29 protein-coding genes are annotated in these 23,959 nt (G+C 71.6%); 21 read left to right on the top strand and 8 right to left on the bottom strand.

Going from position 1 to position 23,959, the window contains the following annotated elements; translation table 11 throughout:
- The first annotated feature begins 31 nt into the window (after positions 1-31).
- Positions 32-592: a TRAP transporter small permease gene (locus tag PVT71_RS25140; RefSeq protein WP_353476238.1), complete on the top strand. Its 561-nt coding sequence runs from the start codon at positions 32-34 to the stop codon at positions 590-592.
- Positions 585-1,877, top strand: a complete 1,293-nt coding sequence (locus tag PVT71_RS25135) for a TRAP transporter large permease (RefSeq protein WP_353476237.1) — start codon at positions 585-587, stop codon at positions 1,875-1,877. The genes PVT71_RS25140 and PVT71_RS25135 overlap by 8 nt, the downstream gene beginning before the upstream one ends.
- Positions 1,878-1,915: 38 nt before the next feature.
- On the opposite strand, the gene PVT71_RS25130 is transcribed toward PVT71_RS25135, so the two are convergent.
- Complete coding sequence (locus PVT71_RS25130) at positions 1,916-2,776, bottom strand: DMT family transporter (RefSeq protein WP_353476236.1); 861 nt, start codon at positions 2,774-2,776, stop codon at positions 1,916-1,918.
- Between the two features lie 127 nt (positions 2,777-2,903).
- Between PVT71_RS25130 and PVT71_RS25125 the strand changes: the two genes are divergently transcribed.
- The 3 genes from PVT71_RS25125 (at position 2,904) to PVT71_RS25115 (ending at position 5,574) form a co-directional block, all read left to right on the top strand.
- Positions 2,904-3,770 carry an AraC family transcriptional regulator gene (locus tag PVT71_RS25125; protein WP_353476235.1) on the top strand — a complete coding sequence of 289 codons (867 nt, stop codon included), beginning with the start codon at positions 2,904-2,906 and terminating at the stop codon, positions 3,768-3,770.
- 207 nt (positions 3,771-3,977) lie between these two features.
- On the top strand, positions 3,978-4,148 hold the full coding sequence (locus PVT71_RS25120) for a hypothetical protein (RefSeq protein ID WP_353476234.1): 171 nt from the start codon (positions 3,978-3,980) through the stop codon (positions 4,146-4,148).
- A gap of 166 nt (positions 4,149-4,314) precedes the next feature.
- The gene (locus PVT71_RS25115) at positions 4,315-5,574 is read left to right on the top strand and encodes an MgtC/SapB family protein (RefSeq protein WP_353476233.1); all 1,260 of its coding nucleotides are present in this window, start codon (positions 4,315-4,317) and stop codon (positions 5,572-5,574) included.
- 7 nt (positions 5,575-5,581) lie between these two features.
- Here PVT71_RS25115 and PVT71_RS25110 read toward each other — a convergent pair whose 3' ends face one another.
- Positions 5,582-6,961, bottom strand: coding sequence for an MBL fold metallo-hydrolase (locus PVT71_RS25110; RefSeq protein WP_353476232.1), 1,380 nt, complete (start codon positions 6,959-6,961; stop codon positions 5,582-5,584).
- A 207-nt stretch (positions 6,962-7,168) separates the two neighbouring features.
- Here PVT71_RS25110 and PVT71_RS25105 point away from each other — a divergent pair, with 207 nt between their 5' ends.
- The gene (locus PVT71_RS25105; protein ID WP_353476231.1) at positions 7,169-8,101 is read left to right on the top strand and encodes a DnaJ C-terminal domain-containing protein; all 933 of its coding nucleotides are present in this window, start codon (positions 7,169-7,171) and stop codon (positions 8,099-8,101) included.
- A 2-nt stretch (positions 8,102-8,103) separates the two neighbouring features.
- Positions 8,104-8,433 carry a hypothetical protein gene (locus PVT71_RS25100; protein ID WP_353476230.1) on the top strand — a complete coding sequence of 110 codons (330 nt, stop codon included), beginning with the start codon at positions 8,104-8,106 and terminating at the stop codon, positions 8,431-8,433.
- Between the two features lie 6 nt (positions 8,434-8,439).
- Here PVT71_RS25100 and PVT71_RS25095 read toward each other — a convergent pair whose 3' ends face one another.
- A complete protein-coding gene (locus PVT71_RS25095) occupies positions 8,440-9,165 on the bottom strand; it encodes an STAS/SEC14 domain-containing protein (protein WP_353476229.1) in 726 nt (241 codons plus the stop codon).
- Between the two features lie 245 nt (positions 9,166-9,410).
- Here PVT71_RS25095 and atpD point away from each other — a divergent pair, with 245 nt between their 5' ends.
- Genes atpD through PVT71_RS25045 form a run of 10 tightly spaced genes read left to right on the top strand, consistent with a single transcriptional unit; the run spans position 9,411 to position 16,918 of the window.
- Complete coding sequence (atpD, locus tag PVT71_RS25090) at positions 9,411-10,832, top strand: F0F1 ATP synthase subunit beta (protein ID WP_353476228.1); 1,422 nt, start codon at positions 9,411-9,413, stop codon at positions 10,830-10,832.
- On the top strand, positions 10,829-11,293 hold the full coding sequence (locus PVT71_RS25085) for a F0F1 ATP synthase subunit epsilon (protein ID WP_353476227.1): 465 nt from the start codon (positions 10,829-10,831) through the stop codon (positions 11,291-11,293). Before atpD ends, PVT71_RS25085 begins: the two co-directional genes overlap by 4 nt.
- Positions 11,290-11,568: an AtpZ/AtpI family protein gene (locus tag PVT71_RS25080; protein ID WP_353476226.1), complete on the top strand. Its 279-nt coding sequence runs from the start codon at positions 11,290-11,292 to the stop codon at positions 11,566-11,568. Before PVT71_RS25085 ends, PVT71_RS25080 begins: the two co-directional genes overlap by 4 nt.
- Complete coding sequence (locus PVT71_RS25075; RefSeq protein WP_353476225.1) at positions 11,565-11,855, top strand: ATP synthase subunit I; 291 nt, start codon at positions 11,565-11,567, stop codon at positions 11,853-11,855. Before PVT71_RS25080 ends, PVT71_RS25075 begins: the two co-directional genes overlap by 4 nt.
- On the top strand, positions 11,855-12,550 hold the full coding sequence (locus tag PVT71_RS25070; protein WP_353476224.1) for a F0F1 ATP synthase subunit A: 696 nt from the start codon (positions 11,855-11,857) through the stop codon (positions 12,548-12,550). Before PVT71_RS25075 ends, PVT71_RS25070 begins: the two co-directional genes overlap by 1 nt.
- A complete protein-coding gene (locus PVT71_RS25065; protein ID WP_353476223.1) occupies positions 12,547-12,795 on the top strand; it encodes a F0F1 ATP synthase subunit C in 249 nt (82 codons plus the stop codon). Before PVT71_RS25070 ends, PVT71_RS25065 begins: the two co-directional genes overlap by 4 nt.
- A 13-nt stretch (positions 12,796-12,808) precedes the next feature.
- Positions 12,809-13,543, top strand: a complete 735-nt coding sequence (locus tag PVT71_RS25060; RefSeq protein WP_353476222.1) for a F0F1 ATP synthase subunit delta — start codon at positions 12,809-12,811, stop codon at positions 13,541-13,543.
- On the top strand, positions 13,536-15,071 hold the full coding sequence (locus PVT71_RS25055) for a F0F1 ATP synthase subunit alpha (protein ID WP_353476221.1): 1,536 nt from the start codon (positions 13,536-13,538) through the stop codon (positions 15,069-15,071). The genes PVT71_RS25060 and PVT71_RS25055 overlap by 8 nt, the downstream gene beginning before the upstream one ends.
- Positions 15,068-15,925, top strand: coding sequence for a FoF1 ATP synthase subunit gamma (locus tag PVT71_RS25050; protein ID WP_353476220.1), 858 nt, complete (start codon positions 15,068-15,070; stop codon positions 15,923-15,925). Before PVT71_RS25055 ends, PVT71_RS25050 begins: the two co-directional genes overlap by 4 nt.
- An 18-nt stretch (positions 15,926-15,943) precedes the next feature.
- Positions 15,944-16,918, top strand: coding sequence for a TIGR00730 family Rossman fold protein (locus tag PVT71_RS25045; RefSeq protein WP_353476219.1), 975 nt, complete (start codon positions 15,944-15,946; stop codon positions 16,916-16,918).
- A gap of 52 nt (positions 16,919-16,970) precedes the next feature.
- Here the strand turns inward: PVT71_RS25045 and PVT71_RS25040 are convergent, their stop codons facing one another.
- Positions 16,971-17,531 (bottom strand): manganese efflux pump MntP family protein, encoded by a 561-nt coding sequence (locus PVT71_RS25040; protein WP_353476218.1) that lies wholly within the window; start codon positions 17,529-17,531, stop codon positions 16,971-16,973.
- Between the two features lie 249 nt (positions 17,532-17,780).
- A complete protein-coding gene (locus PVT71_RS25035; protein WP_353476217.1) occupies positions 17,781-18,206 on the bottom strand; it encodes a hypothetical protein in 426 nt (141 codons plus the stop codon).
- Between the two features lie 188 nt (positions 18,207-18,394).
- Between PVT71_RS25035 and PVT71_RS25030 the strand changes: the two genes are divergently transcribed.
- Positions 18,395-19,027, top strand: a complete 633-nt coding sequence (locus tag PVT71_RS25030; RefSeq protein ID WP_353476284.1) for an NAD(P)H-binding protein — start codon at positions 18,395-18,397, stop codon at positions 19,025-19,027.
- 15 nt (positions 19,028-19,042) lie between these two features.
- On the opposite strand, the gene PVT71_RS25025 is transcribed toward PVT71_RS25030, so the two are convergent.
- Positions 19,043-19,813 (bottom strand): helix-turn-helix transcriptional regulator, encoded by a 771-nt coding sequence (locus PVT71_RS25025; RefSeq protein WP_353476216.1) that lies wholly within the window; start codon positions 19,811-19,813, stop codon positions 19,043-19,045.
- A 98-nt stretch (positions 19,814-19,911) separates the two neighbouring features.
- Here PVT71_RS25025 and PVT71_RS25020 point away from each other — a divergent pair, with 98 nt between their 5' ends.
- The 3 genes from PVT71_RS25020 to PVT71_RS25010 all read left to right on the top strand — a co-directional run bounded on the left by PVT71_RS25020 (position 19,912) and on the right by PVT71_RS25010 (position 22,045).
- Complete coding sequence (locus PVT71_RS25020; RefSeq protein WP_353476215.1) at positions 19,912-20,862, top strand: DMT family transporter; 951 nt, start codon at positions 19,912-19,914, stop codon at positions 20,860-20,862.
- A gap of 77 nt (positions 20,863-20,939) precedes the next feature.
- Complete coding sequence (locus PVT71_RS25015) at positions 20,940-21,353, top strand: MbcA/ParS/Xre antitoxin family protein (RefSeq protein ID WP_353476214.1); 414 nt, start codon at positions 20,940-20,942, stop codon at positions 21,351-21,353.
- Positions 21,347-22,045: an RES family NAD+ phosphorylase gene (locus tag PVT71_RS25010; RefSeq protein ID WP_353476213.1), complete on the top strand. Its 699-nt coding sequence runs from the start codon at positions 21,347-21,349 to the stop codon at positions 22,043-22,045. Before PVT71_RS25015 ends, PVT71_RS25010 begins: the two co-directional genes overlap by 7 nt.
- Before the next feature lie 9 nt (positions 22,046-22,054).
- Here PVT71_RS25010 and PVT71_RS25005 read toward each other — a convergent pair whose 3' ends face one another.
- Together PVT71_RS25005 and PVT71_RS25000 are read right to left on the bottom strand one after the other, a co-directional pair.
- Positions 22,055-23,050: a quinone oxidoreductase gene (locus PVT71_RS25005; RefSeq protein WP_353476212.1), complete on the bottom strand. Its 996-nt coding sequence runs from the start codon at positions 23,048-23,050 to the stop codon at positions 22,055-22,057.
- 28 nt (positions 23,051-23,078) lie between these two features.
- Positions 23,079-23,951 (bottom strand): isocitrate lyase/PEP mutase family protein, encoded by an 873-nt coding sequence (locus PVT71_RS25000; RefSeq protein WP_353476211.1) that lies wholly within the window; start codon positions 23,949-23,951, stop codon positions 23,079-23,081.
- Positions 23,952-23,959 lie beyond the last annotated feature (8 nt).

Here is a 23,959-nt window from a genome sequence, read left to right as displayed (position 1 = left end):
CGCCTGCGCTCCCCCCAACACGCGAGGCGCCATGACACGGCAACGACACGGCTCGGCGGACCAAGTGATCCTGTGGGTGGAGCGAACCGCCGCGGTGATGCTCGGGCTCGTCACGCTGCTCATCTTCGTCTCGGCGGTGGGGCGGTATCTCTTTGCCGCGCCGCTGCCGGATTCCTTCGACATCTCGCGGCTGACGCTGGCGATCGCCGTGATCTGGGGCTTTGCCTCGCTCGGCTACCGCGGCAGCCACATCAAGGTGGACCTGCTGGCGCAGGCGGTCGGGCCGGCGCTGCGGCGCTGGATGGACCTTGCCGCCTGGGCGATCCTGCTCGGCTTCACCGGGGTGCTGGTGTGGAAGATGGGCGCGCGGGTGCTGTCGCAGCTCGGCGGCGGCGAGGTCACCATGGACCTGCGCATCCCGCACTGGCCCTTCCTCGCCGCGATCCTGCTGGGGCTCATCGCGGCGCTCTTCACCACCACGCTCCGGCTCTGGCGCATCTGGCGCCATGGCGAGGGGCTCGAAGGCCACGAAACACCGCCCGAGGAAGACCGGGCGCAGGACAACCGGGCCAAGGAAGGCAAGAATGACTGAACGCGACCTGATCGCGGCGGGCGGCTTCGTCGTGCTGTTCCTGCTGATGCTGATCCGCGTGCCGATCGGCATCGCCATGGGCATCGTCGGGGTCGGCGGCTTCGGCATGGTGACCGGGCTGAAACCGGCGCTGAACCTGCTCGCCACCTCGCCGCTGCGCACGGTGACCGACTTCAACCTGACGCTGATCCCGTTCTTCGTGCTGATGGGCGTGCTGGCGACCCGCTCGGGCATGAGCCGCGAGCTCTTCCGCGCGGCCAACGCCACGCTCGGCTCGTTCCGCGGCGGGCTCGGCATCGCCACGGTCGGGGCCTGCGCCGGCTTCGCGGCGATCTGCGGCTCGTCGGTGGCGACGGCCGCCACGATGACCGACATCGCCTATCCCGAGATGAAGCGCGCCGGCTACGGCGACGACGTGGCGACCGGGGTGATCGCGGCGGGCGGCACGCTTGGCATCCTCATCCCGCCCTCGGTGGTGCTGGCGGTCTACGGCTACATCACCGAGCAGGACATCGGCAGCCTCTTCATTGCCGGGGTCCTGCCCGGCCTGCTGGCGGTGCTGATGTACATGCTGACCGTGCGCTTCTGGTACGGGCCGCGCCTGCCCGCGGGCGCGCCCTTCCGCATCGGCGAGGCGCTGCGGGCGCTGCGCGATGTCTGGGCGGTGGCGCTGCTCTTCGGCGCGGTGATCGTGACCATCTACCTCGGCATCGCGACGGCGACCGAGGCGGCGGCGGTGGGGGCGGTGCTGACCGCGGCGATCGGCTTCGCGCGCGGACGGCTCGGGGCGGCCTCGCTGCTCGACTGCCTCGTCGGGGCGCTGCGCACCTCGGTGGCGATCTACACCATCCTGATCGGGGCGATCCTCTTCGGCTACTTCCTTGCCGTGACGCAGGTGCCGCAGAACATGACCCGGCTGCTGATCGAGCTCGGGCTCGGGCGCTACGGCACGCTGGTGCTGATCATGGTGCTGTTCGTGGTGCTGGGCTGCTTCCTCGACGCCATGGCGATGATCATCCTGATGGTGCCGATCGTCTTCCCGGTGATCACCCAGCTCGGCTTCGACCCGATCTGGTTCGGCATCATCATCGTGATGACGGTGGAGTTGGGGCTGATCACCCCGCCGATCGGGATGAACGTCTTCGTGATCAACAGCATCGCGCGGAACGTCGGGCTCGCCACGATCTTCCGCGGGGTGATGCCCTTCGTGCTGGTCGACCTGCTGCGGCTGGCGATCCTGATCCTCGTGCCGGGGCTGGTGCTGTTCCTGCCCAACTCGATGTGAGTTCTCGGGGGAGGCGCGGGCCGCGCCTCCCCGTTGCCTTAGCGCGCGCGGAACATCACGAGGTTGCCGAGGCAGGCGAGCAGCAGCCCGGCGATCGCCAGCGGCGTCCACTGGTAGCCCTCGAAGATCGTCGAGGCCGAGAGCGCGACGATGGGAAAGAGCACGGTCGCATAGCCCGCGCGGGCCGAGCCGATGCGCCCCACCAGCACGAGGTAGGCGGTGAAGCCGGCGATCGAGCCGACAATCGCGAGGTAGGCCAGCGCCAGCCAGTAGCCGCCGCCCTGCGGCACCCCGAGCGGCTGGCGCGTGGCGAGCAGGATCCCCAGCAGGCAGAGCGCGCCGATCCCCATGCCCCAGGCGTTGGCGGTCACCGGCGTCACGCCCAGCCGGGCGTTCTGCCGCGAGGCCATGTTGCCCCAGGAGAAGAAGGCCGTGCCGAGCACCGCCCAGCCGATGCCGCGCAGCGTCGCCGGATCGAGCGCCACCGCGAGATCGTGCCAGAAGAGCAGCACCAGCCCGCCGACCCCGAGCGTGCCGGCGAGCACGGTCTGCCGGCTGATCCGCTCGCCGAAGAAGACCCGCGCGTTGATCGCGTTGAAGATCGAGGCGAGCGAGAAGATCACCGAGACGAGGCCCGAGGGGATGAGCCGCGTCGCCGAGTAGAGCCCGACGAAGTTCAGGCAGAAGAGGCAGAGCGCCTGCACCACCACGAAGCGCCAGGCGGCGGGACGGCGCAGCCGCCCGAAGGCCGCGAGCCCGGCCAGCATCAGCAGCCCCGCCAGCGCGAAGCGGTAGAAGATCGACACGGTGACCGGGATCTCGCCGACCTGCGCGGCGATGGCGATCCAGGTGGTGCCCCAGATGAGGACGGTGGCGGCGAATAGCAGGGGGGTGTTCATGTGTCGGCTCCTTTGCCGCGACTGCTAGGCGATCCGCGGCCCGGCGCGTTGCACGATCTTGCGGTCAAATGCGGGCGCCCGCCGTGGCGCTATTCCCGGCGGGCGGGCGGCGCGGTATCAGGGCGCCATGACCGCAACCGTCCGCACCTTTCTCGAGGGCTCGCCCGCCGCCCGTCTCGCCGCCTCGATGGATCTCGGGGCGGGGGGCGGCATCGCGGTCTGGGAGAACCGCGACGACCGGATCTCCTACACCGCGCCGCGCGGCCACGTGTTCAGCCTCTACCTCGACGGCGGCACCGGCACGCGCCGGCTCGACGCGGGCGCGGTGAGCGGCCGGCCCGGCGCGGTCTGCATCATGCCCGAGGGGCAGAGCTCGGAATGGGAGATCACCACGCCTTTCCGCTTCGTGCATCTCTACATGCCCGACGACGCGCTGCGCGGGGCCTTTGCCGAGACCCACGACTGCGACGCCCGCAGGCTCGACCTGCCCGAGCTGACCTTTGCCGAGATGCCGCTGCTGGCGCCGCCGCTCGCCACGCTCGCGCGGGCGGCGGCAGAGGGCGACGTGATGCTGGCCGACGCGGCGCTGGCCGAGCTTGTCGCCCATCTCGGGCCGCGCTCGGTCGTGCTGCGCGGCGGGCTGTCGGGGCACCAGCTGCGCCGCATCGACGAGTGGATCGACGCCCATCTCGAGGCGCGCATCCGGCTCGAGGATCTGGCGCGGCTGACCGGGCTCTCTCCCTTCCACCTGCACCGGATGTTCCGCGCCTCGCGCGGGCTCACGCTGCAGGGCTGGATCACCCGCCGGCGCATCGAGCGGGCGCGGGCGCTGCTGGCCACGCGGACCCCGCTGATCGAGATCGCCATGGCCTGCGGCTTTTCCAGCCAGAGCCATTTCACCCGCGTCTTCAAGGCCCAGACCGCGATGACGCCGGATGCCTTCCGCACGGCGCTGCGCGGCGGCGCCGGGGCGCCCCGGACCGGGCGCCACTGACCTCGCGACGGGTTACCGGAATGTTAGGGAGTCCCGCGGCAGGATTTCCGCGGAAAACGCCTTGGTGAAGTTCGCTGTTTGTGCTATCAGGGTGCTCCTGCCGGTCTGACCGGCGGTCACCCGGACAATCAACCTTCGCCACTGGACGACACCCCGCGCCCAATCGGCATTGCCATGTCCGGGCAACAAGAGAAGGAGACCTTTTTCATGGGTATTTTCAACCGGGAACAAGCCAACACCGTCGCGCAGCTCCTGCAGTGCGGCCTGTCCGATTTCGACATCGCCCAGCGGATCTGCCCCGCGGGCGAGGACCCAGAGCTTCTGCTCGAGGCAATCTCCATCCAGCGGGACCGGCTGGAGCTTTCAGCTTCGTCCTGACCCCCGGACACCATCCGGCACCATCCAGACGACGACCCCGCCCGAGCCAGCTCCGGCGGGGTTTTTCTTTGCACCGCGGCGAAATGCCGGGGCGGTGCCGGGCTGCAATCCGCGCCGGTTCCTGCTATGGGCAGATCCGGTGCAGGGGCCAGTGCGTGCGGCGGCGATGACGACGATCGAGATCTTTGAACGCTTCGGCCTTGCGCTGGCGATCGGCCTGCTGATCGGCCTCGAGCGCGGCTGGAGCGGGCGCATGGACGCCGAGGGAACGCGGGTGGCGGGGGTGCGGACCTTCGCCATCGCGGGACTGCTCGGCGCGGTGTCGGGCTGGCTGGCGGGGCTCAGCTCGCCGGTGGTGCTGGCGGCGGTGTTGCTGTGCCTGACGCTGCTGCTGGCCGCAAGCTACTGGATCGGCGTGCGGCAGGGCGGCGACGCGGGGCTGACGACCGAGATCGCGCTGCTGCTGGTGGTCGTGCTCGGCGCCGCGGCGGTGCTGGGCGAGAAGGCCCCGGTGGCCGCCGCCGCGGTGGTGGTCGCGCTGCTGCTGTCGATGAAGACCCGGCTGCACGGCTGGGTGGCGGGCATGGACAGCGCCGAGCTTTCGGCGGTGATCAAGTTGGCGGTCATCTCGGTGGTGATCCTGCCGCTGATGCCGGACCGGGGCTACGGGCCCGGCGGCGTGCTCAACCCCTACGAGCTGTGGTGGGCGGTGGTCGTGGTCGCGGGGCTGTCGTTCCTCGGCTACGTGGCGATCCGGCTCGGCGGCGCCAACCTCGGGATGCTGCTGACCGGGCTCTGCGGCGGGCTCGCCTCCTCGACCTCGACGACGCTGGCGCTGGCGCGGGTGGTGCGCGCGCAGCCGGGTCTCGCGCCGATGGCGGCGGCGGGGACGGTGGCGGCAGGCTCGGTCGCCTTCCTGCGGGTGCTGGTGCTCGCCGCGATGTTCCAGCCCGCGCTGCTGCCGCAGCTGGCGCTGCCGATGGGCGGCATGGCGGCGGTCGGTTTCCTCGGCACGGCGTTTCTCTACCTGCGCGCGGGCCGGCACGCGGGGGAGGGGGCGCGGCTCGAGGGCATCGGCAACCCGCTCGAGCTGTCCACCGCGCTCGGTTTCGGCGCGGTGCTGGCGGCGGTGCTGCTCGGCGTGCACTACCTGCGGCTCTGGCTCGGCACCGAGGGGGTCTACGCGGCGGCGGCGCTCTCTGGGATCACCGACGTCGACGCGCTGACCATCTCGGTCTCGCGGCTGGTCGGAGAGGAGATGCCGGCCTTCGAGGGGGCGGTGGCGATCTTCATCGCGGTCGCGGTCAACCTCGTGGTGAAGACGGGGATCAGCTTTTTCACCGGCAATGCGCGGCTGGGGCTGCGGGTTGCGCCGGTCTCGGCGCTCGCCATCCTCTGCGGTGGGGCGGCGCTCTTCCGGCCCTGAGCCGCGCCTAGATCTCGAAGGCCTCGCCGAGCCGCGGCAGCGTCACCGACCCTGTCCGCAGTTCCGGGGCGAGCGCCTCCATCGCCTTCATCTCGCCATGCACGAGGAAGGTCTTCTCCGGCATGCCGAGCCGGCCGTGCCAGTCCGCGAGTTGGCGGCGTCCGGCATGGGCCGAGAAGCCGTTGATCGTGTGGATCTGCGCGCGCACGGGGATTTCGTCGCCGAAGAGCTTCACCCGCGTCGCGCCGTCGATGATGATCCGCGCCAGCGTGCCCTCGGCGGCGAAGCCGACGAAGATCACGCTCGACTCGGGCTGGGCGAGGTTGTGGCGCAGGTGGTGGCGCACGCGCCCGCCGGTGCACATGCCCGACCCCGCCATGATCACCGCCCCGGAGCGGATCTCGTTCAGCTCCATCGAGTCCCGCGCCTCCTCGGTGAAGTGAAGGCCGGGCAGCTGGAACGGATCCCGCCCGGAGCGGATCATCCGCGCCGCCTCGGGCCCCAGCGCCTCGGGGTGCCGCCCGAAGACCCGCGTGGCCGAGATCGCCATGGGGGAGTCGAGGTAGAGATCGAGCCCGTGGTCGATCCGGCCCTGCTCGAGCCCTTCGCGCAGGTACCACAGCAGCTCCTGCGCGCGTTCGAGCGCGAAGGTCGGGATGATGACGTTGCCGCCGCGCGCCTGCGTGGCGCGGATCGCGGCGTAGAACTCGTCGACCGAACTTTCGAGCGAGCGGTGGTCGCGGTCGCCGTAGGTCGTCTCCATCACCACCACGTCCACGTCGCTCGGCGGGTCCGGGTCGTTCAGCAGCACGCGCCCGCCCGGCCCGATGTCGCCGGAGAAGAGCAGCCTGCGCCGCCGCGCGCCCTCGGTGATCTCGAGCAGGACCGAGGCCGAGCCGAGGATGTGGCCCGCCTCGAAGTAGGTGGCGGTGATGCCGGGGAAGAGCTCGATCTCCTTGCCGTAGCGCGCGGGCCGTCCGAAGAGCCCGACGGCGTCGAGCGCGTCGAGCCGGTCGTAGAGCGCGTCGTAATGCCCGCCCTTGCGGCCCTTGCGGCGGTTGTGGCGCGCCTCCTCCTCGTGCAGGTGCGCGGAATCCATCATCACCAGCCGGGCAAGGTCGCGCGTCGCGGCGGTGGCGACGATGGGGCCGGAGAAGCCGCGCTTCACCAGCAGCGGAATGCGCCCGCAGTGATCGAGATGCGCGTGGGTCAGCAGCAGCATGTCGATCGCGGCGGGATCGAATCCGAAGCGGGCGGCGTTCTCGTCGTGCAGCTCGTGCGCGCCCTGGAACATGCCGCAGTCGATCAGGATCCGCCGGCCCGCCGCCTCGATCAGGTGGCACGATCCGGTGACCTGCCGCGCGGCGCCGTGAAACGAGAGCTTCATCGTCTGTCCTCCCCTCGGGCGGCCGGGCCGGTGCGGGGCCCCTCCAGAGACCCACTTGGGCCGCCGGCCGCCGGGCAAGCCTGCCACCGCGCCGCCCGCGGCGACATGATCGGGATCAATGCGCGGCCCCGGCACGCGCGCAGCCGGTTGCGGCACGGGCCGGATGTCGCTCTACTTGCCGGGAGCGGACTCACCGGTGGAGCGGCGATGAGCGACAATCCCTATGACGTGCTTGGCGTTGCGAAGACCGCCAGCGCGGACGAGATCAAGAAGGCCTATCGCAGGATCGCGAAGGAGAGCCACCCCGACCTGCACCCCGGCGACGCGGCCGCCGAGGCGCGGTTCAAGGCGGCGGGGGCGGCCTTCGAGCTGCTGAAGGATCCCGAGAAGCGGGCAAGGTTCGACGCCGGCGAGATCGACGCCAGCGGGCAGGAGCGGCCGCAGGAGCGGCGCTTCTACCGCGATTTCGCCGAAGCCGCGGACAATCCCTACCGCCGCGGCCCGCGCTACGAGGGGTTCGGCGACGAGGCCGACATCTTCGCCGAGTTCCTGCGCCGCCAGTCCGGCGGGCCGGGCGAGGGCTACGGCGGCTACAGCTTCCGGGCGCGCGGGGCGGATGCGCAATACGCGCTCGAGGTGCCGTTCCTCGACGCGGCGAACGGCGGCGCGATGCGGATCACCCTGCCGGGCGGCGGCAATCTCGAGGTGAAGATCCCGAAGGGCGTCGCGGATGGCACCACCCTGCGGCTGCGCGGCAAGGGCGGGCCGGGCCATGGCGGCGGTGCGCCGGGTGATGCCTACGTGACGCTGTCGGTGAAGCCGCATGCCGTGTTCACGCGCGATGGCGACGACGTGGTGATGGTGCTGCCGGTCACGCTCTACGAGGCGGTGCTGGGGGCCAAGGTCGAGGTGCCGACGATCGCCGGGCCGGTGATGGTGACGGTGCCGAAGGGGGCCAGCAGCGGCCAGGTGCTGCGCCTGCGCGGGCGCGGCGTCGCGGCGGCGGGACGGCCCGCCGGGGACCAGCGGGTCGAGCTGCAGGTGGTGATGCCGAAGACCGTGGATGCCGAGCTTGCGGCGTTCATGGAAGAGTGGCGCAAACGCCATGGCTACGATCCGCGCAAGGGCATGAGGGTTTGACCATGACCAGCATCTTCTATTCCGAGGAGGAAGCCATCGCCGCGGTCGGGCGGCTCGACCACGCGCGGCTCGTCCGCTTCCTGCGCGCCGAGGTGATCCTGCCCGCCGAGGCCGGGGGCCGCGCGGTCTACCGGCAGGTCGACATCGCGCGGATGGAGCTGCTCTGCGATCTCTGCGACGATTTCGAGCTGAACGACGACGCGCTGGGGCTGGTGATGCAGCTCGTCGACCAGCTGCACGGCACGCGCAACGACCTGCGCGCGCTGATGCGCGCGCTCGGCGAGGAGCCCGAGGAGGTCAAGTCGCGCGTGCAGGGCCGGCTCGGGCCCTAGCCGCGCTCAGGCGCCAAGCCAGGCCTTGGCCGCCTCGATCTCGCCGGCGGGGAAATACTTCGCCTCGAGCCCGAAGGCGCGCTTGCCGATCTGCACCGCCATCTCCTGCCAGCCGGCGTCGCCGAGGATGGCGGCGCGCTTCACCCGCTTGGCATGGCCGCGCACCAGGTGGAAATGGTCGCTCAGCGCGTCGAGCCCCTGCCAGCCGTCGAAGTCGCGCAGGTCGATGAGCAGGCGGATGGTGTCGTGCTGGGCGAAGAAGCTGTCGAGATCCCCGATCGCGTCGTCATAGGCGGCGCTGTCGACCTTGCCGCGCAAGCGGACCTGCAGCATGCCGTCGCCGAGATCCTCCTGCTGGATCGTGCCGAGGCTCTCGCGCAGCCAGCGCCGGGCGTCGTCGGCCTGCTTCATCGGGAAGGTGGCGACGGGGCAGGGCATGAAGATCGAGAAGCCCCCCACCGCGGTCCGCAGCATCGCGTCGTCGCTCACCAGCGCGATGCGGTCGAAGCCGCGCCAGTGCTTGAGCCCCGCCCGCGCGTCCTGCACCATCGCGCCGAGGGTGAATTCCGACGGGCGCGCCTCGACGATGGCCAGCAGCCGCAGCCGGTCGCCGCGCGTGAGGGCGGTATCGAGCGCGGGCATCAGGTGCTCGCGGTAGTCGGTGTCGGTGACCGGCGGGGTCATCCGCAGCTCGAGGATGCCGTGCTCCCCGGTGTCCTTGACGTCTATCATGGCTAGGTCCTCCCGCCGGAACTATGCCGCAAGCGGCGTGCCGCGGGAAAGCCTCGCGGGCGGCGCACACGACTTCCTGATGCGCCGGGAAATCCCGTGACGCGGTGCGCTGTCGCAAAGCTCAAGGCAAGTTGATCGAATTTCCGGCGGCAAGGCGCTGGCAGCGCGGGAAATTTGACACGGCGCAAGGTGGCGCGCCCCGAATCCCTTACGCTTGGGCAGGAAGCTCGCGGCGGGGAATGCGCATGGGTGCCCGGAACATCGAACCTGACGGAGAGGTCGTCGCCATCCGCGGCGCGGTGGTCGACGTGCGCTTCGCCGGCGCCGCCCTGCCGAAGATCGACGAGGCGGTGCGGATCCGGCGCGCGGACGGCGGCGGGGTGATGATCGAGGTGCAGGCGCATCTCGACGCCGCCACCGTGCGCGGCATCGCGCTGCAGGACACCGCCGGGCTGCGGCGCGGCGCGCGGGCCGAGCGGATCGGCGGGCCGGTCGAGGTGCCGGTGGGCGAGGCGGTGCTGGGCCGGCTGCTCGACGTCACCGGCCGCCCCGGCGACGCCAAGGGCGAGCTGCCGCCGGACGTGAAGCGCAGCCCCATCCACCGCCCGCCGCCGCCCTTCCGCGCCCGCGCCGGGGCCTCCGAGATGTTCCACACCGGGATCAAGGTCTTCGACCTGCTGACCCCGCTGGCGCAGGGCAGCAAGGCGGCGATGTTCGGCGGCGCGGGGGTCGGCAAGACGGTGCTGGTGATGGAGCTGATCCACGCCATGGTCGCGAGCTACGAGGGCATCTCGGTCTTTTCCGGGGTCGGCGAGCGCTCGCGCGAGGGGCACGAGCTGCTGGTCGAGATGACCGCCGCCGGGGTTCTGGGCCGCACCGTGCTGGTCTACGGCCAGATGAACGAGCCGCCCGGTGCGCGCTGGCGGGTGCCGCTGACCGCGCTGACCATCGCCGAGCATTTCCGCGACGAGGCGCAGCGCAACGTGCTGTTGCTGATGGACAACGTCTTCCGCTTCGTGCAGGCCGGGGCCGAGGTCTCGGGCCTGCTCGGGCGGCTGCCGTCGCGGGTGGGCTACCAGCCGACGCTCGGCACGGAGGTGGCCGAGCTGCAGGAGCGCATCGCCTCGACCGGCGCCGCCTCGGTCACCGCGGTCGAGGCGGTCTACGTGCCCGCCGACGACTTCACCGACCCCGCCGTCACCACCATCGCCGCGCATGTGGACAGCATGGTGGTGCTGTCGCGCGCCATGGCGGCCGACGGCATGTACCCGGCGATCGACCCCGTCGCCTCGTCCTCGATCCTGCTCGACCCGCTGGTGCTGGGCGAGGAGCACGTGCGCGTCGCCAACGAGGTGCGCCGGGCGATCGAGCATTACCGGGGGCTGCAGGACGTGATCTCGCTGCTCGGCATGGAGGAGCTGGGCCGCGAGGACCGGCAGATCGTCGAGCGGGCGCGGCGGCTGCAGCGCTTCCTCACCCAGCCCTTCACCGTGACCGAGGCCTTCACCGGCATCCCCGGCCGCTCGGTGCCCGTCGACGAGACCATCAGGGGCTGCAAGGCGATCCTCGCGGGCGAGTGCGACGACTGGGACGAGGCGGCGCTCTACATGGTCGGCACATTGGACGAGGCGCGCCAGAAGCAGGCCGCCGGGAGGGACGCGGCATGAGCGGGCTGCATCTCACCGTCACCACGCCGATGACCGTGCTCGTCGACGAGACCGGCGTCACCTCGGTGCGGGCCGAGGACCGCAGCGGCGGCTTCGGCATCCTGCCCGGCCACACCGAGTTCCTGACCGTCCTGCCCGCCTCGGTGCTGCGCTGGCGGAGTGCCGGCGGCGGGCTGCGTTTCTGCGCCCTGCGCAGCGGGCTGCTGACGGTGGAGAACGGAACGCATGTCGCCGTGGCCTGCCGCGAGGGGGTGCTCGGCGACGATCTGCACGCGCTCGAGGCCGAGGTCGATACCCTGCGCGCCGCCGATGCCGACGCCGACCGGCGCGAGCGGGTCGAGCAGATGCGGCTCCATGCCAGCGCGGTGCGCCAGCTGATGCAATACCTGCGCCCGGGGCGCCCGGCGGGTCCGGCCGCCGGGCCCTTCGCGGGCCGCGCACCGGGAGGGGAGGCGCCATGACCGAGGAGCACAGGAACCACGTGGCCGAGGCGGCGCGCCGCTCGGCCGAGCGCGAGAAGCTGGGGCAGGAGACGCCCGAGCCCTCGCTCGGCGCGCGGCTCGGGCAGATCGGCATCCTCGGCTGGGCGGTGGTGGTGCCGACCCTGCTGGGGGTCGTGCTGGGGCGCGTCGCCGACCGCGCCTTCGGCACCGGGGTCTTCTTCACCGCGCCGGGGATCATGATCGGCGCCGCGATCGGCTTCCACGCCGCCTGGAAATGGATGCACAAGCAATGAGCCTTCCCGCCTTTCTCGACACGCCCTTCGTGCTTGGCCCGCTCGCGCTCTGCCTCGGCTTCGCGCTGGGGCTCTGGCATTTCGCCAGCCTGCGGCGGGTGACGGCACTCTATCTCGGAGCGGGCCCGGCCTGGCGCGCGCTCACGCTGCAAATTGGCCGCCTCGCGCTGCTCGCGGCGGGTCTGGCGGGGCTCGCGCTGCTCGGCGCGCTGCCGCTGCTGGCGGGCACGCCGGGCCTGCTGCTGGCGCGGCAGGTGATGCTGCGCCGGGTGCGGACGGCGCCGTGATGGACAGCCCGCTCTCCCTCGAGCCGCTGTTCCGCCTCGGGCCGGTGCCGATCACCGCGCCGGTGGTGGTGACCTGGGCGATCCTCGTGCTGCTGGCCCTCGGCTCCTGGCTCGCCACGCGCCGCCTGTCGCTGACCCCGGGCCGGATGCAGACCGTGCTCGAGCTTTTCGTCACCGCGGTCGACGCGCAGGTGCGCGACACGATGCAGCGCGACCCGGCGCCGTTCCGCGTGCTGATCGGCACGATCTTCCTCTTCGTGCTGGTGGCCAACTGGTCCTCGCTGGTGCCGGGCGTCGAGCCGCCCACCGCCCGGCTCGAGACCGATGCCGCGCTGGCGCTGATCGTCTTCGCCGCGACCATCTGGTACGGCATCGCGGCGCAGGGGCTGAGGGGCTATCTCGCCACCTTCGCCGAGCCTTCCTGGGTGATGATCCCGCTCAACGTGGTCGAGCAGATCACCCGCACCTTCTCGCTGATCGTGCGCCTCTTCGGCAACGTGATGAGCGGCGTCTTCGTCGTCGGGATCATCCTGTCGCTGGCCGGGCTGCTGGTGCCGATCCCGCTGATGGCGCTCGACCTGCTGACCGGCGCCGTCCAGGCCTACATCTTCGCCGTGCTCGCCACCGTCTTCATCGGCGCCGCCGTGGGCGAGCAGGAGCCGCCCGTCCCATCCGCAAAGGAGACCCGCCCATGACCGCAAACCTTGTCCAGATCGTCAGCATCCTTGCCGCCGCGCTCGCCGTGTCCTTCGGGGCCATCGGCCCGGCGCTGGCCGAGGGCCGCGCCGTGGCCGCCGCCATGGACGCCATCGCCCGCCAGCCCGAGGCCGCGGGCACGCTCAGCCGCACGCTCTTCGTCGGGCTCGCGATGATCGAGACCATGGCGATCTACACGCTGGTGATCGCGCTGCTGCTGCTCTTCGCCAACCCCTTCGTCTGAGGCGGGCCGGGCGATGAGCTTCGACTGGTGGACATTGGGACTTCAGACGGTCAACGTCCTGGTCCTGTTGTGGATCCTGTCGCATTTCCTGTTCCGGCCGGTGTCCGGGATGCTCGAGAAGCGGCAGGCGGCGGCGACCGATGCGCTCGAGCACGCGCGCGCCGCGCGGACCGAGGCGGAGGCCGCGCTGGCCGAGGCACGGGCCGGGGATGCCGCCGTCGCCGAGCGGCGCGCGGGTCTGCTCGCCGGGGCGCAGCAGGAAGCCGAGGATGCCAGGCGCCAGCTGCTCGAGGAGGCGCGCAAGGAGGCCGCGCAGCTGCGCGCCGAGGCCGGGGCCGAGGCCCTGCGCAGCCGCGCCGAGGCGGCGCGCGCCCTGCAGGACGAGGCGGCGGATCTCGCCATCGACATCGCGCGCCGCCTGCTCGGCCGGATGCCCGAAGAGGGCCGCAGCGCGGGCTTCATCGCGGGGCTGGCCGGGGCGGTGGCGGACCTGCCCGAGCAGACGCGGGACGGGCTGGGCGCGGCCGGGCCCGTGCCGGTGCGGGCCGCCTCGGCGATGAGCGCCGACGAGATCGGCGCGCTCAAGGCCCGCCTTGCCGAGGTCCTCGGGCGCGAGATCGATCTTGCGCTCACCGTCGATCCGGGGCTGATCGCCGGGCTCGAGCTCGACGCGCCGCACGCCGTGGTGCGCAACCATCTCCGCGCCGATCTCGACCGCATCCGGCAGGAGCTGCTGAAACATGGCTGACCGGAGCGCAGAGGAGCTTTCCGCCGGCTGGCTGCGCGAGGGCCGCGCCGCGCTGTCGCGCACCGAGCTGGCGCCCGAGGCGGAACCCATCGGCCGGGTGATCTCGGTGGCGGACGGGATCGCGCGGGTCTCCGGCCTGCCCGACGCCCCGCTTGGCGCGCTGCTGCATTTCGGCGGCGGACAGACGGGTTTCGCGCAGGCGCTGGACGCCGACGCGATCGACGCCGTGCTCTTCGACGACGTCACCGGGATCGAGGCGGGCGATCAGGTGACCGACACCGGCGACGTCGTGCGGGTGCCGGTCGGCGAGGCGCTGCTCGGGCGGATCCTCGACCCGCTGGGGCGGCCGATCGACGGCGGGCCGGTGCCAGAGACGGTCAGCACCCTGCCCATCGAGCGCCCCGCGCCGGGGATCATCGACCGCGCGCTGGTCTCCGAGCCGCTGATGACCGGGGTGCTGGTGGTCGACAGCCTCTTCGCGCTCGGCCGCGGCCAGCGCGAGCTGATCGTCGGCGACCGGGCCACCGGAAAGACCGCGCTCGCGGTCGAGGCGATCGTCAACCAGAAGCACACCGACGTCGTGTGCATCTACGTCGCCGTCGGCCAGCGCGCCACGGCGGTCGAGCGGGTCATCGCGGCGGTGCGCGAGCATGGCGCGCCAGAGCGCTGCATCTTCGTCGTCGGCGGCGCGGGCAGCGCGCCCGGCCTTCAGTGGATCGCGCCCTTTGCGGGGATGAGCATGGCCGAGCATTTCCGCGACGCGGGGCGCGACGTGCTCATCGTCATCGACGACCTCACGCGCCACGCCGCCACCCACCGCGAGCTGGCGCTGCTCACCCGCGAGCCGCCGGGGCGCGAGGCCTACCCGGGCGACATCTTCTACCTTCACGCGCGGCTGCTCGAGCGGGCGGCGAAACTGCCGCGCGAGACCGGCGGCTCGATCACCGCGCTGCCCATCGCCGAGACCGACGCGGGCAACCTCTCGGCCTATATCCCGACCAACCTCATATCGATCACCGACGGGCAGATCGTGCTCGACTCCCACCTCTTCGCCGCGAACCAGCGCCCGGCGGTGGATGTCGGCCTGTCGGTGAGCCGGGTCGGCGGCAAGGCGCAGGCCCCGGCGCTGCGGGCGGTGTCGGGCCGGGTGCGGCTCGACTACGCGCAGTTCCAGGAGCTCGAGATGTTCACCCGCTTCGGCGGCATCTCGAGCAGCCGGGTGACGGCGCAGATCACCCGGGGCGAGCATATCCGGGCGCTGCTGAGCCAGCCGCGCTACGCGGGGTTGCGGCTGGTCGATCAGGTGGCGCTGCTGGCGGCGCTGGCCGAGGGCAGGCTCGACCCGCTGCGGACAGAGCTGCTGCCCGAGCTGCGCCGGCGCCTGCCGGGACGGATCGACGCGGAGGGCGGCGACGCGGCGACGGCGGTGCAGCAGACCGGCGCGCTGGACGACACGCAGCGCGCGGCGCTGGTCGCGCTGGTGGCCGGGCTGGTGGCCGAGCTTGGCGCGGCGGAGGCGGGCGGATGAGCGGCACCCTGGCTGACGTCGAGGCGCGCATCGGCACCGTGCACAAGCTCTCGGCGGTGATCGCCGCGATGCGCGGCATCGCCGCCTCGCGGCTGCAGGACGCGCAGGGGCACCTCGGCGCGATCCGCCTCTACGCGGCCACCATCGGCGAGGCCATCGGGCAGGCCCTTGCGCTCGTGCCGCAGGACCGCGCCGCGCCGGGGGCCGCGCCCGGCGGCGGCGCGCTCTTCATCGTGCTCTGCGCCGAGCAGGGCTTTGCCGGCAGCTTCTCGGCACGGGTGCTCGACGCGGCGCGGGAGGCGCTGCAGGGCGCGCGGGGCGGGGCCGACGTGCTGCTGGTCGGCGACCGCGGGCTGGCGGTGGCGCAGGACTACGGCATCGCCACGAGCTGGGTCGCGCCGATGATCGCCCACCCGGCGCGCACGCCGCACCTTGCCGGGCGGATCGCCGAGGCGGTCTTTGCGCGGGTCTCGGACGGGCGGGCAAGCTCGGTCACGCTGCTCCATGCCGCGCCGGGCGGGGCGGGGGGCTACGAGGTGACGCGCAAGCAGCTGGTGCCCTTCGACTATTCGCGCTTTCCGCATCCCGGCACGGCGCTCGAGCCGCGGATCACCCTGCCGCCGGAGGAGCTGCTCTCGCGGCTGGTCGAGGAATACGTCTTTGCCGAGATCAGCGAGGCGCTCATGCTGTCCTTCGCCGCCGAGAACGAGGCGCGGATGCGCGCGATGATCGCCGCGCATGACAATGTCACCGGCTCGCTCGAGACGCTGGTCGGGCAGGCCCGGCGGCTGCGGCAGGACGCGATCACCGAGGAAATCATGGAGCTCGCGACCGGCAGCACGCCGGCGCGGTGAGCGAAGGGGGGAAGACCGATGACCGATGACAGCGCCGGGGGCCCGGCCTCCGGAACCCCGGCCCCGGACCGGCAGGTGGACCTGCCCTGGTGCGTCCCCAAGCCCGCGGCCGAGGACGCGCGGGCGCCGGATCTCGTGCGCCGGATCATGGCGAGCCCCGGCTACCGCGAGGGCGACCACGACGTCGAGTTCCTCGACCGGGACGACATGCGCGGGGTGCGGCTGCTGCTCGACTACCAGAAGGCCGAGACGCTGCTGCAGGTGCATGGCATCGCCCATGCGATCGTGGTCTTCGGCGCGACGCGCATTCCCGAGCCGGCCCGCGCCCTTGCCGAGGTGGCGGCGCGCGAGGCGGCGCTGGCCCGCGCCCCGCAGGACCCGGAGCTCGCCCGCTGCCTCGCCATCGCGCGGCGGATCGCCGCGAAGAGCGCCTATTACGAGGTCGCGCGCGCCTTCGGCAGGATCGTCGGCGAGCAGGAGGGCCAGCACGGCAACCGGCTGGTGGTGGTGACCGGCGGCGGGCCGGGGATCATGGAGGCGGCGAACCGCGGCAGCCGCGAGGCCGGGGCGCGCAGCGTCGGGCTCAACATCACCCTGCCGCACGAGCAGTACCCGAACCCCTATCTCACCCCCGACCTCTGCTTTCGCTTCCACTATTTCGCGCTGCGCAAGCTGCACTTCCTCAAGCGCGCCCGGGCGCTGGTGGTCTTCCCCGGCGGCTACGGCACGATGGACGAGCTCTTCGAGACGCTGACGCTGATCCAGACCCGCAAGATCCTGCCGGTGCCGGTGGTGCTGGTCGGCGAGGCCTACTGGCGGCGCGCCTTCGACGTCGACTTCCTCGTCGAGGAGGGGGTGATCGACCCCGAGGACCGCGACCTCTTCTGGTACGCCGAGGAGGCGGGCGAGATCTGGGATGGTATCCAAGACTGGTACCGCCGCGCCGGGCGCGAGATCACCGGCGCCGCGCCGGGGCATGCCGAGGACAGGTGACGCGGGCCCGGGCAGGGGCCCGCCCGTGCCGGCCCCGTCCTGCGCCGGGCGGTCAGGCCGCTCCGCCGAGGTGGTCGCGGAGGATCATCGCCCCGATGGCGATCAGCGCGACGCCCCCGAGCGTCTCGGCGATCCGGCCGAAGCGGGCGCCGATGTAGCGGCCGAGGATCAGGCCGGTCGAGCTCATCACCATCGTCGTCGCGCCGATCGCGAGGGCGATGACGAGGATGTTCACCTGCAGGAAGGCCAGCGAGACCCCGACCGCCATGGCGTCGATGGAGGTGCCGATGGCGGTGACCACGGTTGCCCAGAGCGAGGCGGCGCGCGGCGCGTCCTCGGCCCGGGTCCATGCCTGCAGCGCCATGTGGATGCCGACCCCCGCGAGCAGGGCAAAGGCGATCCAGTGATCGACCTCGGCGACGGCCTGCGAGGCGGCAACCCCGGCGAGCCATCCGACCAGCGGGGTGATGGCCTCCACCACGCCGAAGATCGCCCCGGTGCGCAGGGTCATCGCGAGGCTGGGACGCGGGCCCGCCGTGCCCTTGCCCATGGAGGCGATGAAGGCGTCGACGGACATGGAGACGGCGAGAACGCCGATCGAGAATGGAGACATGCGTGGTTTCCTCGGGGCTGATCCGGGCGATGGAGGGACTCCGCCCGCAGAGTTCCGTCGCCACGGTCTTGCAAAACCCGCTGGGTCAGACACGCCACGCGACTTCTGCGCGAGTATGTTGACGTGCCTCCGCCACGAGGGCGGTCGCTACTCCCCGATGGCGTCCATATGGTGAGGCTGTGGTGGAAAGTCAAATATTTTCAATAGATTATAATGACACTCATTCGCAGGAAGGGGCGCGGAGGCTTGTCAGGCGCTCCGGTGCAGGCGGAAGGCGATCGCGAAGACCAGCAGCCCCGCCCCCGACGGCAGCACCCCGGCCGCCGCGCCGAAGCCGGGCACAATGCGCCGCGACGGCGCCCGGTCGGCGATGCGGCCGCCCAGCACGTTGCCGAGGGTCATGCCGATCCCGAAGAGCGCCGGCGCGACCGGGACCAGCCGCAGGATGGCGAGAAAGGCGAGCAGGCCGATGCCGGGCATCGCGAGGTAGGTCTCGGGCCAGCCGAGGCTCTGGCCGAGGAAGGTGGCCAGCGGCGCGCCCGGCTCCGCCGCGCTGTCGGTGCGGACCCGAACCGGAGACGGCAGACCCGGCCCCGTCCGCCCGATCCTTCGCCATGGAGCTTGCCACGAAATCCGCCGCTTCCGCCCGCAGCGCCCTCGGTTTCTTGCATCCACGCCCTCTCCTTCGTCCCGAGCATGTCGCGGCTGCTTGCCACCTACCTGCCGACCGGCGCACCCTTCCGGGTGGTCCGGGTCCTGACTGGCTTGTTCGCCGTAGGGCCCGGGTGCCACATTCGGTGAGCACCTTGCCGCCCGCCGGACCGAAGCTGCCCGTCAGGAGGACTGCCATGGCGACGGAAAACCTGCGTGTCCTGCTGATCGGCGCCACCGGCGTGGTCGGCAGGCTGGTCCTCGAGCGCGCGCTGGCCGAGCCGCGCTTCGCCGAGGTCGTGGCGCTGACCCGCCGGCCCCTGCCGGGACATCCGAAGCTGACCAACCCGGTTGTCGACCTCGGCGATCTGCCCCCGGGAACGGACTGGTTCTCGGTCGACGGGGTGATCTCGGCGCTTGGCACGACGCAGCGGATCGCCGGCTCGCGCGAGGCCTTCCGGGCCATCGACCACGGGCTCAACCTCGCGCTCGCCCGGCGGGCGCATGAGGGCGGCGCGTCGCGCTTTGCGCTGACCTCGTCGCTCGGTGCCGACCCCGGCGCGCGAACGTCCTTCTACCTGCGGACCAAGGGCGAGCTCGAGCGCGACCTTTCGAAGATCGGCTACGCCTCGCTGACGATCGTGCGCCCGGGGCTTCTCGGCGGGTCGAGACCGGAGCGCAGGCCGTCGGAGGACCTCGGCAAGCTGGCCCTCGGCCTGCTCGGGCCCGTCCTGCCGAGGCGCTGGCGGATGAGCCGGCCGGACCGCGTGGCCGAGGCGCTCGTCGAGGGGCTCGCGGCCGGGCAGCCGGGCACGCAGGTCATCGGCGCCTCCCGGCTGGCCTGAGAGGGCAGGGGCACCCTATCGTCCGACGAACCGCGCCGGGCTGCTGCCGGTGATCCGCCGGAACATGGCGATGAAGGCCGAGGCGGTGCCATAGCCCAGATCCAGCGCCACGCTCTCGACGCTCTGGCCCTCCTGCAACAGCGAGATGCCGCGGACCACCCGCACGCGCTGTCGCCACTCGCTGAGCGACATGCCGAGCTCCTGCGTGCAGCGCCGCACGAGCGTGCGCTCGCTCAGCCCGAAGGCTCTTGCCAGCTGCGCGTTGCTGCGCGCATCCGCCGGGGAGTCCCGCAGGGCCTCGAGCAGCGGGGCAAGCACGGGATCGGCGCTTTCGGGCACGAAACTGTCGGCGGTTGCGCAGTTTCCCAGCTCGTCGACCATCACCCGCAGCAGGCGCGACTGCGCCTCGGTGTTGGTGAACCGGGTCTCGGCGAGGCTGTCGAGGATGGCGCGCAGCAGCGGGGTCACCAGCAGCGAGCAGGTGCGCTCCGGCATCGCGCCGCAGAGATCCTCGCTGATGTAGGCCGAGAAATGCACCGCCGCGCGGCGGTTGAACCCGACGTGCTGCACGCCGGGCGGGATCCAGAAACCCATGTGCGGCGGCGCCAGCAGGTGCTGCCCCGCCAGCCGCAGCTCGGTCACGCCGCTGAAGGAATAGACGAACTCTCCCCAGGCGTGCCGCATCACCGGGTAGGTGGCATTGGCGGGCATCTTCTCGAGACGGAAATAGATCGGCGCGGGAAGCTTGTCGCGGAAAGGGGGATGGCGCAGGTGCGGGGATGTCATGCTTGGCCGTCCGGCACTATAGATTGGCGTCATCTCGCTATATACATGCCATGCGCCAGACTAGATAGGCGGCATGAAAAGCCTGACCGAGTGTCCCCATGAAACGACCGATTGATACCACCGCCATCGCCGTGATGGTCCTGCTGTGCCTGATCTGGGGGCTGCAGCAGAGCGCGATGAAGATGGTCGCGGCCTCGGTCGACCCGATGCTGCAGATCGGCCTGCGCTCGGTGCTCGCGGCTGTGATCGTGCTGGGGCTGAGCCGGATCATCCTGCGCGACCGCTGGCACGGCGGGCTGTTCCTCGGTCCCGGCCTGCTCGCGGGATCGCTCTTCGCGCTCGAGTTCCTGCTCGTCGCCGAGGGGCTGCGCTGGACCACCGCCTCGCACATGGCGGTGTTTCTCTATACCGCGCCGATCTTCGCCGCGATCGGCCTGCACGTCGCGCAGCCCGACGAGCGCATGGTGCCGGTGCAATGGCTCGGGGTCGCGATTGCCTTTCTCGGCGTGGTGGCGATCTTCGTGCTGCCCGAGCTGCGCGGCCGCGGTGCCGGGCTGACCCCGGGGATGATCCTCGGCGATCTGCTGGGGCTGGGCGCGGGCCTGTCGTGGGGGCTGACCACCGTGGTCATCCGCACCACCCGCGTCTCGGTGGCGCCGCCCGCGCAGACGCTCTTCTACCAGCTCTCGGTCGCGGGCGCGGCGGCGCTCGGCTTCTGCGCGCTGACCGGGCGGCTTTCACTGGTGCCGACGCCCGCCGTGCTGGCGAGCCTGTCGTTCCAGACGGTGATCGTCTGCAGCCTCAGCTTCCTCGCCTGGTTCCGCCTGATGCAGGTCTACCGCTCGTCGCGCCTCGGGGTGCTCAGCTTCATGACGCCGGTCTTCGGGGTCGCGAGCGGGGTGGTGCTGCTCGGCGACGCGCTGACCTCGGAGTTCCTGCTGGGCGGCGTGCTGGTGCTGGCGGGGATGATCATCGTGCAGGCGCAGGAGTGGATCGCCGCGCGGCGCGCCGCCCGGACCCCGCCGGCCCGGCTCTGCGAGCGCGCCTGATCTTCAGGTCCCGCGCAGCCCGGACTTGCCATTTGGCGTGAAAAGCTTATCTTCATGCCAAATGGAAGGGGCCCGACATGCAGCTGCAACCCATCACCTCGCGACCCTCCGAAGCCGGCAACCCGGTGATCTCGGATGAGGAGGCCTGCGCGCTGGCCCGCACGACGGTCAGCCTGTTCCGGGCCTGGGGGCTGAGCGACACCGAGGCGCGAACGCTTCTCGGCGGCATGGCTCCGCGCACCTGGGCGCGGTGGAAGGACGGCGAGATCGGGCGGATCGACCGCGACCTCCGGATGCGCATGGCGCATCTCATGGGCATCCACAAAGGCCTGCGCTACCTCTTCCGCGACCCCGCGCGCGGCTATGCCTGGGTGCGCAGGCCCAACGCCGCCTTCGAGGGCCACTCGGCGCTCGACATGATGCTGCGCGGCGAGCTTGCGGATCTCGCCGCGATGCGGACGTGGATCGATGCGGAGCGCGGCGCGTGGTAGCACCGGGCGCGGCCCTCTGCCGCGTGACCTGGCCGCAGACCTGGCGGATCATCCGCTCCATCTACCCGCCGATCGATCTTTTCGAGGACATCGCCGATCCGCGCGACTGGGAGGCGCTGGTCTCGGTCGAGGCCAAGACGAACCCGCGGGTGCGCGATGAGGTGGGCGACCTTGGCAAGGTGCCGCCGGCGCGCCGGGTGGCCGGGCCCGGGGCGAGCCTGGTGATGGCGCCCTTCGTGCATTGCTCGACGGCGCGGCCGGGGCGGTTCACCGATGGCAGCTACGGCCTCTACTACGCCGGCGACAGCGAGACCGTTGCGCTGGCCGAGACCATCCACCACCACGGCAGGTTCATGGCCGCGACCGCAGAGGCGCCGGGCTGGACCTCGGATTTCCGCGCCCTCATCGGGTCGATCGACCGCGAGCTGCACGACGTGACCGATGTGCCGGGCGTGCTGCACCCGGAGGACTACGCCGCCTCGCAGGCCGAGGGCGCGCGGCTCCGGGCAGGGGGCAGCGACGGGCTGCTGTGGCAGAGCGTGAGGCTGGAGGGCGGCCGCTGCATCGGGCTGTTCTGGCCCGACGTGATCCCGGTGCCGGTCCAGGGGCCGCATTTCTGCTACCACTGGAACGGCGCGCGCGTCGATTTCGTGAAGCGCCACGACACCGGCGAGATCCTCGAAGTCCTCTGACGTGCGCTGCTAGTCGATGGCGGGGTCAATGCTCAGCAGCGGCTTGCCGACCAGCTGGCGGTTCTCGAGCCGCCTGTGCACCTCGAGCACCTCGTCGAACCCGAATTCACCGGCGCAGGAGATCTCGAGCTCGCCGGAGAGGAGCCAGGAAAACACCTCGTCCGCCCTGCGCCGGATGTCCTCGGCACTGGCGATGTGATCGGCGAGGCGCGGCCGGGTCAGGAAGACCGAGCCCGCCTCGCCGAGTTCGATCGGGTCGAGATCGCGCACGCTGCCGCCCACCGAGCCGAAGGCGACCATCAGCCCCTTCCTGCGCAGCGCCTGCAGGCTCTGCCGGAACGTCGGTGCGCCGACCGGGTCGAAGACCACGTCGACACCCCGGCCCCCCGTCGCCTCGCGGATCCGGGCGGCGAAGTCCTCGTAGCCGAACACCTCCGAGGCCCCGCGCGAGCGCGCGACCTCCGCCTTGCCCGAGGTGCTCGTCGTCGCGTAGACGCTCGCGCCGCAGGCCACACCCATCTGGACGAGGATCTGCCCGATGCCGCCCGAGGCCGAGTGCACGAGGCAGCTCACCCCCGGCCCGAGCTGGCCGACGTCGCGCGCGAGGTAATGCGCCGTCAGCCCGTGGAACAGCGCCGTGGTCGCGCGGCGCAGCGTGAGCTCATCCGGCACCGGGACGACGCGGCGGGCGGGAACCGCGGCGTAGTCCGCGTAGCTGCCCCAGCTGATGCAGTAGACGACCCGCTGTCCCGGATGAAGGTCCCGGACGTCGCGGCCCACCTTCTCGATGATCCCGCCGCCTTCCATTCCGAGCGTGGTCGGCACCGAGACCTCGTAGGTCCGCGAGTCCCGGTACTTTCCCTGGCGCGTGTGGATGTCCATGAAGTTGATGCCCGAGACGCCGAGCCTGACCAGCACCTCGTCCGGTCCGATCTCGGGCACGGGGATGTCGCGGGACGTGACGACATCCTCGTCGCCGTAGGTGTCGATCTGCAGGGCGCGCATGGGCGGAACTCCTTCCTGGGGGGGTGGCTCAGATCGCGTAGCGCTTCTCGAGCTCGTCGAAGAGGTCCTTGCGGACCATGCGCTGGCGCTCGAGGAAACTGGCGACGGGGCCGCCCTCGTCCATCCGCCCCTCGGTCCGGAGCTGGCGCAGCGCCGTCTGCATGCCGAAGACCGCCGATTGCAGCGCGACATTGGCGTAGAGCACCAGCGAGAAGCCCATGTCGCCGAGCTCGTCGAGCCCGAGGATCGGGGTCTTGCCGCCGACCACGAGGTTCACCAGCTGCGGCGTGCCCTTCAGCGCCGCGGGGATGCCGCGCAGTTCCTCGACCGTCTGCGGCGCCTCGACGAAGGTGATGTCGGCGCCGTCCTCGATGAAGGCGGCGGCGCGGTCGAGCGCCTCGGTGTAGCCGTCGGTCGCCCGCGCGTCGGTGCGGGCCACGATCAGCGTGTTCTCGTCCTGGCGGGCATCGACCGCGGCGCGGATGCGCGAGCGGGCCTCGTCGAGCGGGACCACGTCCTTGCCGGAGAAGTGCCCGCAGCGTTTCGGGGTCCGCTGGTCCTCGAGCTGGATGGCGCTGGCCCCGGCGCGCTCGAGCGTGCGGATCGCGTGGCGGACGTTCAGCGCATTGCCGAAGCCGTTGTCCGCATCGACCACGATCGGCAGCTCGGTGGCGTCGCGGATGGTCGAGGTGTGCATCGCGATCTCGCTCAGCCCGACGAAGCCGAGGTCGGGCATGCCGAGGTAGGTGTTGGTCAGACCGGCGCCGGAGAGGTAGACAGCCTCGAAACCCTGGTCCTCGATGACGCGGGCGGCAAGCGCGTTGGCGGCTCCGGGCATCAGCACGGCGCCCCCGGTCAGGACGCGTTGCTTGAAGGCGCGGTTGATCTCGTGGTTCAGCATGGGGACTC

Source organism: Salipiger sp. H15, from assembly GCF_040409955.1.
Classification (GTDB): Bacteria; Pseudomonadota; Alphaproteobacteria; order Rhodobacterales; family Rhodobacteraceae; genus Salipiger.
This window is presented reverse-complemented; position numbering and strand designations above follow the sequence as displayed.

Bases quoted from the DNA above. Each gene is read 5' to 3' on its own strand.
- PVT71_RS25140 (WP_353476238.1), top strand. From the start codon at position 32: ATGACACGGCAACGACACGGCTCGGCGGACCAAGTGATCCTGTGGGTG.
- PVT71_RS25135 (WP_353476237.1), top strand. From the start codon at position 585: ATGACTGAACGCGACCTGATCGCGGCGGGCGGCTTCGTCGTGCTGTTC.
- PVT71_RS25130 (WP_353476236.1), bottom strand. From the start codon at position 2,776: ATGAACACCCCCCTGCTATTCGCCGCCACCGTCCTCATCTGGGGCACC.
- PVT71_RS25125 (WP_353476235.1), top strand. From the start codon at position 2,904: ATGACCGCAACCGTCCGCACCTTTCTCGAGGGCTCGCCCGCCGCCCGT.
- PVT71_RS25120 (WP_353476234.1), top strand. From the start codon at position 3,978: ATGGGTATTTTCAACCGGGAACAAGCCAACACCGTCGCGCAGCTCCTG.
- PVT71_RS25115 (WP_353476233.1), top strand. From the start codon at position 4,315: ATGACGACGATCGAGATCTTTGAACGCTTCGGCCTTGCGCTGGCGATC.
- PVT71_RS25110 (WP_353476232.1), bottom strand. From the start codon at position 6,961: ATGAAGCTCTCGTTTCACGGCGCCGCGCGGCAGGTCACCGGATCGTGC.
- PVT71_RS25105 (WP_353476231.1), top strand. From the start codon at position 7,169: ATGAGCGACAATCCCTATGACGTGCTTGGCGTTGCGAAGACCGCCAGC.
- PVT71_RS25100 (WP_353476230.1), top strand. From the start codon at position 8,104: ATGACCAGCATCTTCTATTCCGAGGAGGAAGCCATCGCCGCGGTCGGG.
- PVT71_RS25095 (WP_353476229.1), bottom strand. From the start codon at position 9,165: ATGATAGACGTCAAGGACACCGGGGAGCACGGCATCCTCGAGCTGCGG.
- atpD (WP_353476228.1), top strand. From the start codon at position 9,411: ATGGGTGCCCGGAACATCGAACCTGACGGAGAGGTCGTCGCCATCCGC.
- PVT71_RS25085 (WP_353476227.1), top strand. From the start codon at position 10,829: ATGAGCGGGCTGCATCTCACCGTCACCACGCCGATGACCGTGCTCGTC.
- PVT71_RS25080 (WP_353476226.1), top strand. From the start codon at position 11,290: ATGACCGAGGAGCACAGGAACCACGTGGCCGAGGCGGCGCGCCGCTCG.
- PVT71_RS25075 (WP_353476225.1), top strand. From the start codon at position 11,565: ATGAGCCTTCCCGCCTTTCTCGACACGCCCTTCGTGCTTGGCCCGCTC.
- PVT71_RS25070 (WP_353476224.1), top strand. From the start codon at position 11,855: ATGGACAGCCCGCTCTCCCTCGAGCCGCTGTTCCGCCTCGGGCCGGTG.
- PVT71_RS25065 (WP_353476223.1), top strand. From the start codon at position 12,547: ATGACCGCAAACCTTGTCCAGATCGTCAGCATCCTTGCCGCCGCGCTC.
- PVT71_RS25060 (WP_353476222.1), top strand. From the start codon at position 12,809: ATGAGCTTCGACTGGTGGACATTGGGACTTCAGACGGTCAACGTCCTG.
- PVT71_RS25055 (WP_353476221.1), top strand. From the start codon at position 13,536: ATGGCTGACCGGAGCGCAGAGGAGCTTTCCGCCGGCTGGCTGCGCGAG.
- PVT71_RS25050 (WP_353476220.1), top strand. From the start codon at position 15,068: ATGAGCGGCACCCTGGCTGACGTCGAGGCGCGCATCGGCACCGTGCAC.
- PVT71_RS25045 (WP_353476219.1), top strand. From the start codon at position 15,944: ATGACCGATGACAGCGCCGGGGGCCCGGCCTCCGGAACCCCGGCCCCG.
- PVT71_RS25040 (WP_353476218.1), bottom strand. From the start codon at position 17,531: ATGTCTCCATTCTCGATCGGCGTTCTCGCCGTCTCCATGTCCGTCGAC.
- PVT71_RS25025 (WP_353476216.1), bottom strand. From the start codon at position 19,813: ATGACATCCCCGCACCTGCGCCATCCCCCTTTCCGCGACAAGCTTCCC.
- PVT71_RS25020 (WP_353476215.1), top strand. From the start codon at position 19,912: ATGAAACGACCGATTGATACCACCGCCATCGCCGTGATGGTCCTGCTG.
- PVT71_RS25015 (WP_353476214.1), top strand. From the start codon at position 20,940: ATGCAGCTGCAACCCATCACCTCGCGACCCTCCGAAGCCGGCAACCCG.
- PVT71_RS25005 (WP_353476212.1), bottom strand. From the start codon at position 23,050: ATGCGCGCCCTGCAGATCGACACCTACGGCGACGAGGATGTCGTCACG.
- PVT71_RS25000 (WP_353476211.1), bottom strand. From the start codon at position 23,951: ATGCTGAACCACGAGATCAACCGCGCCTTCAAGCAACGCGTCCTGACC.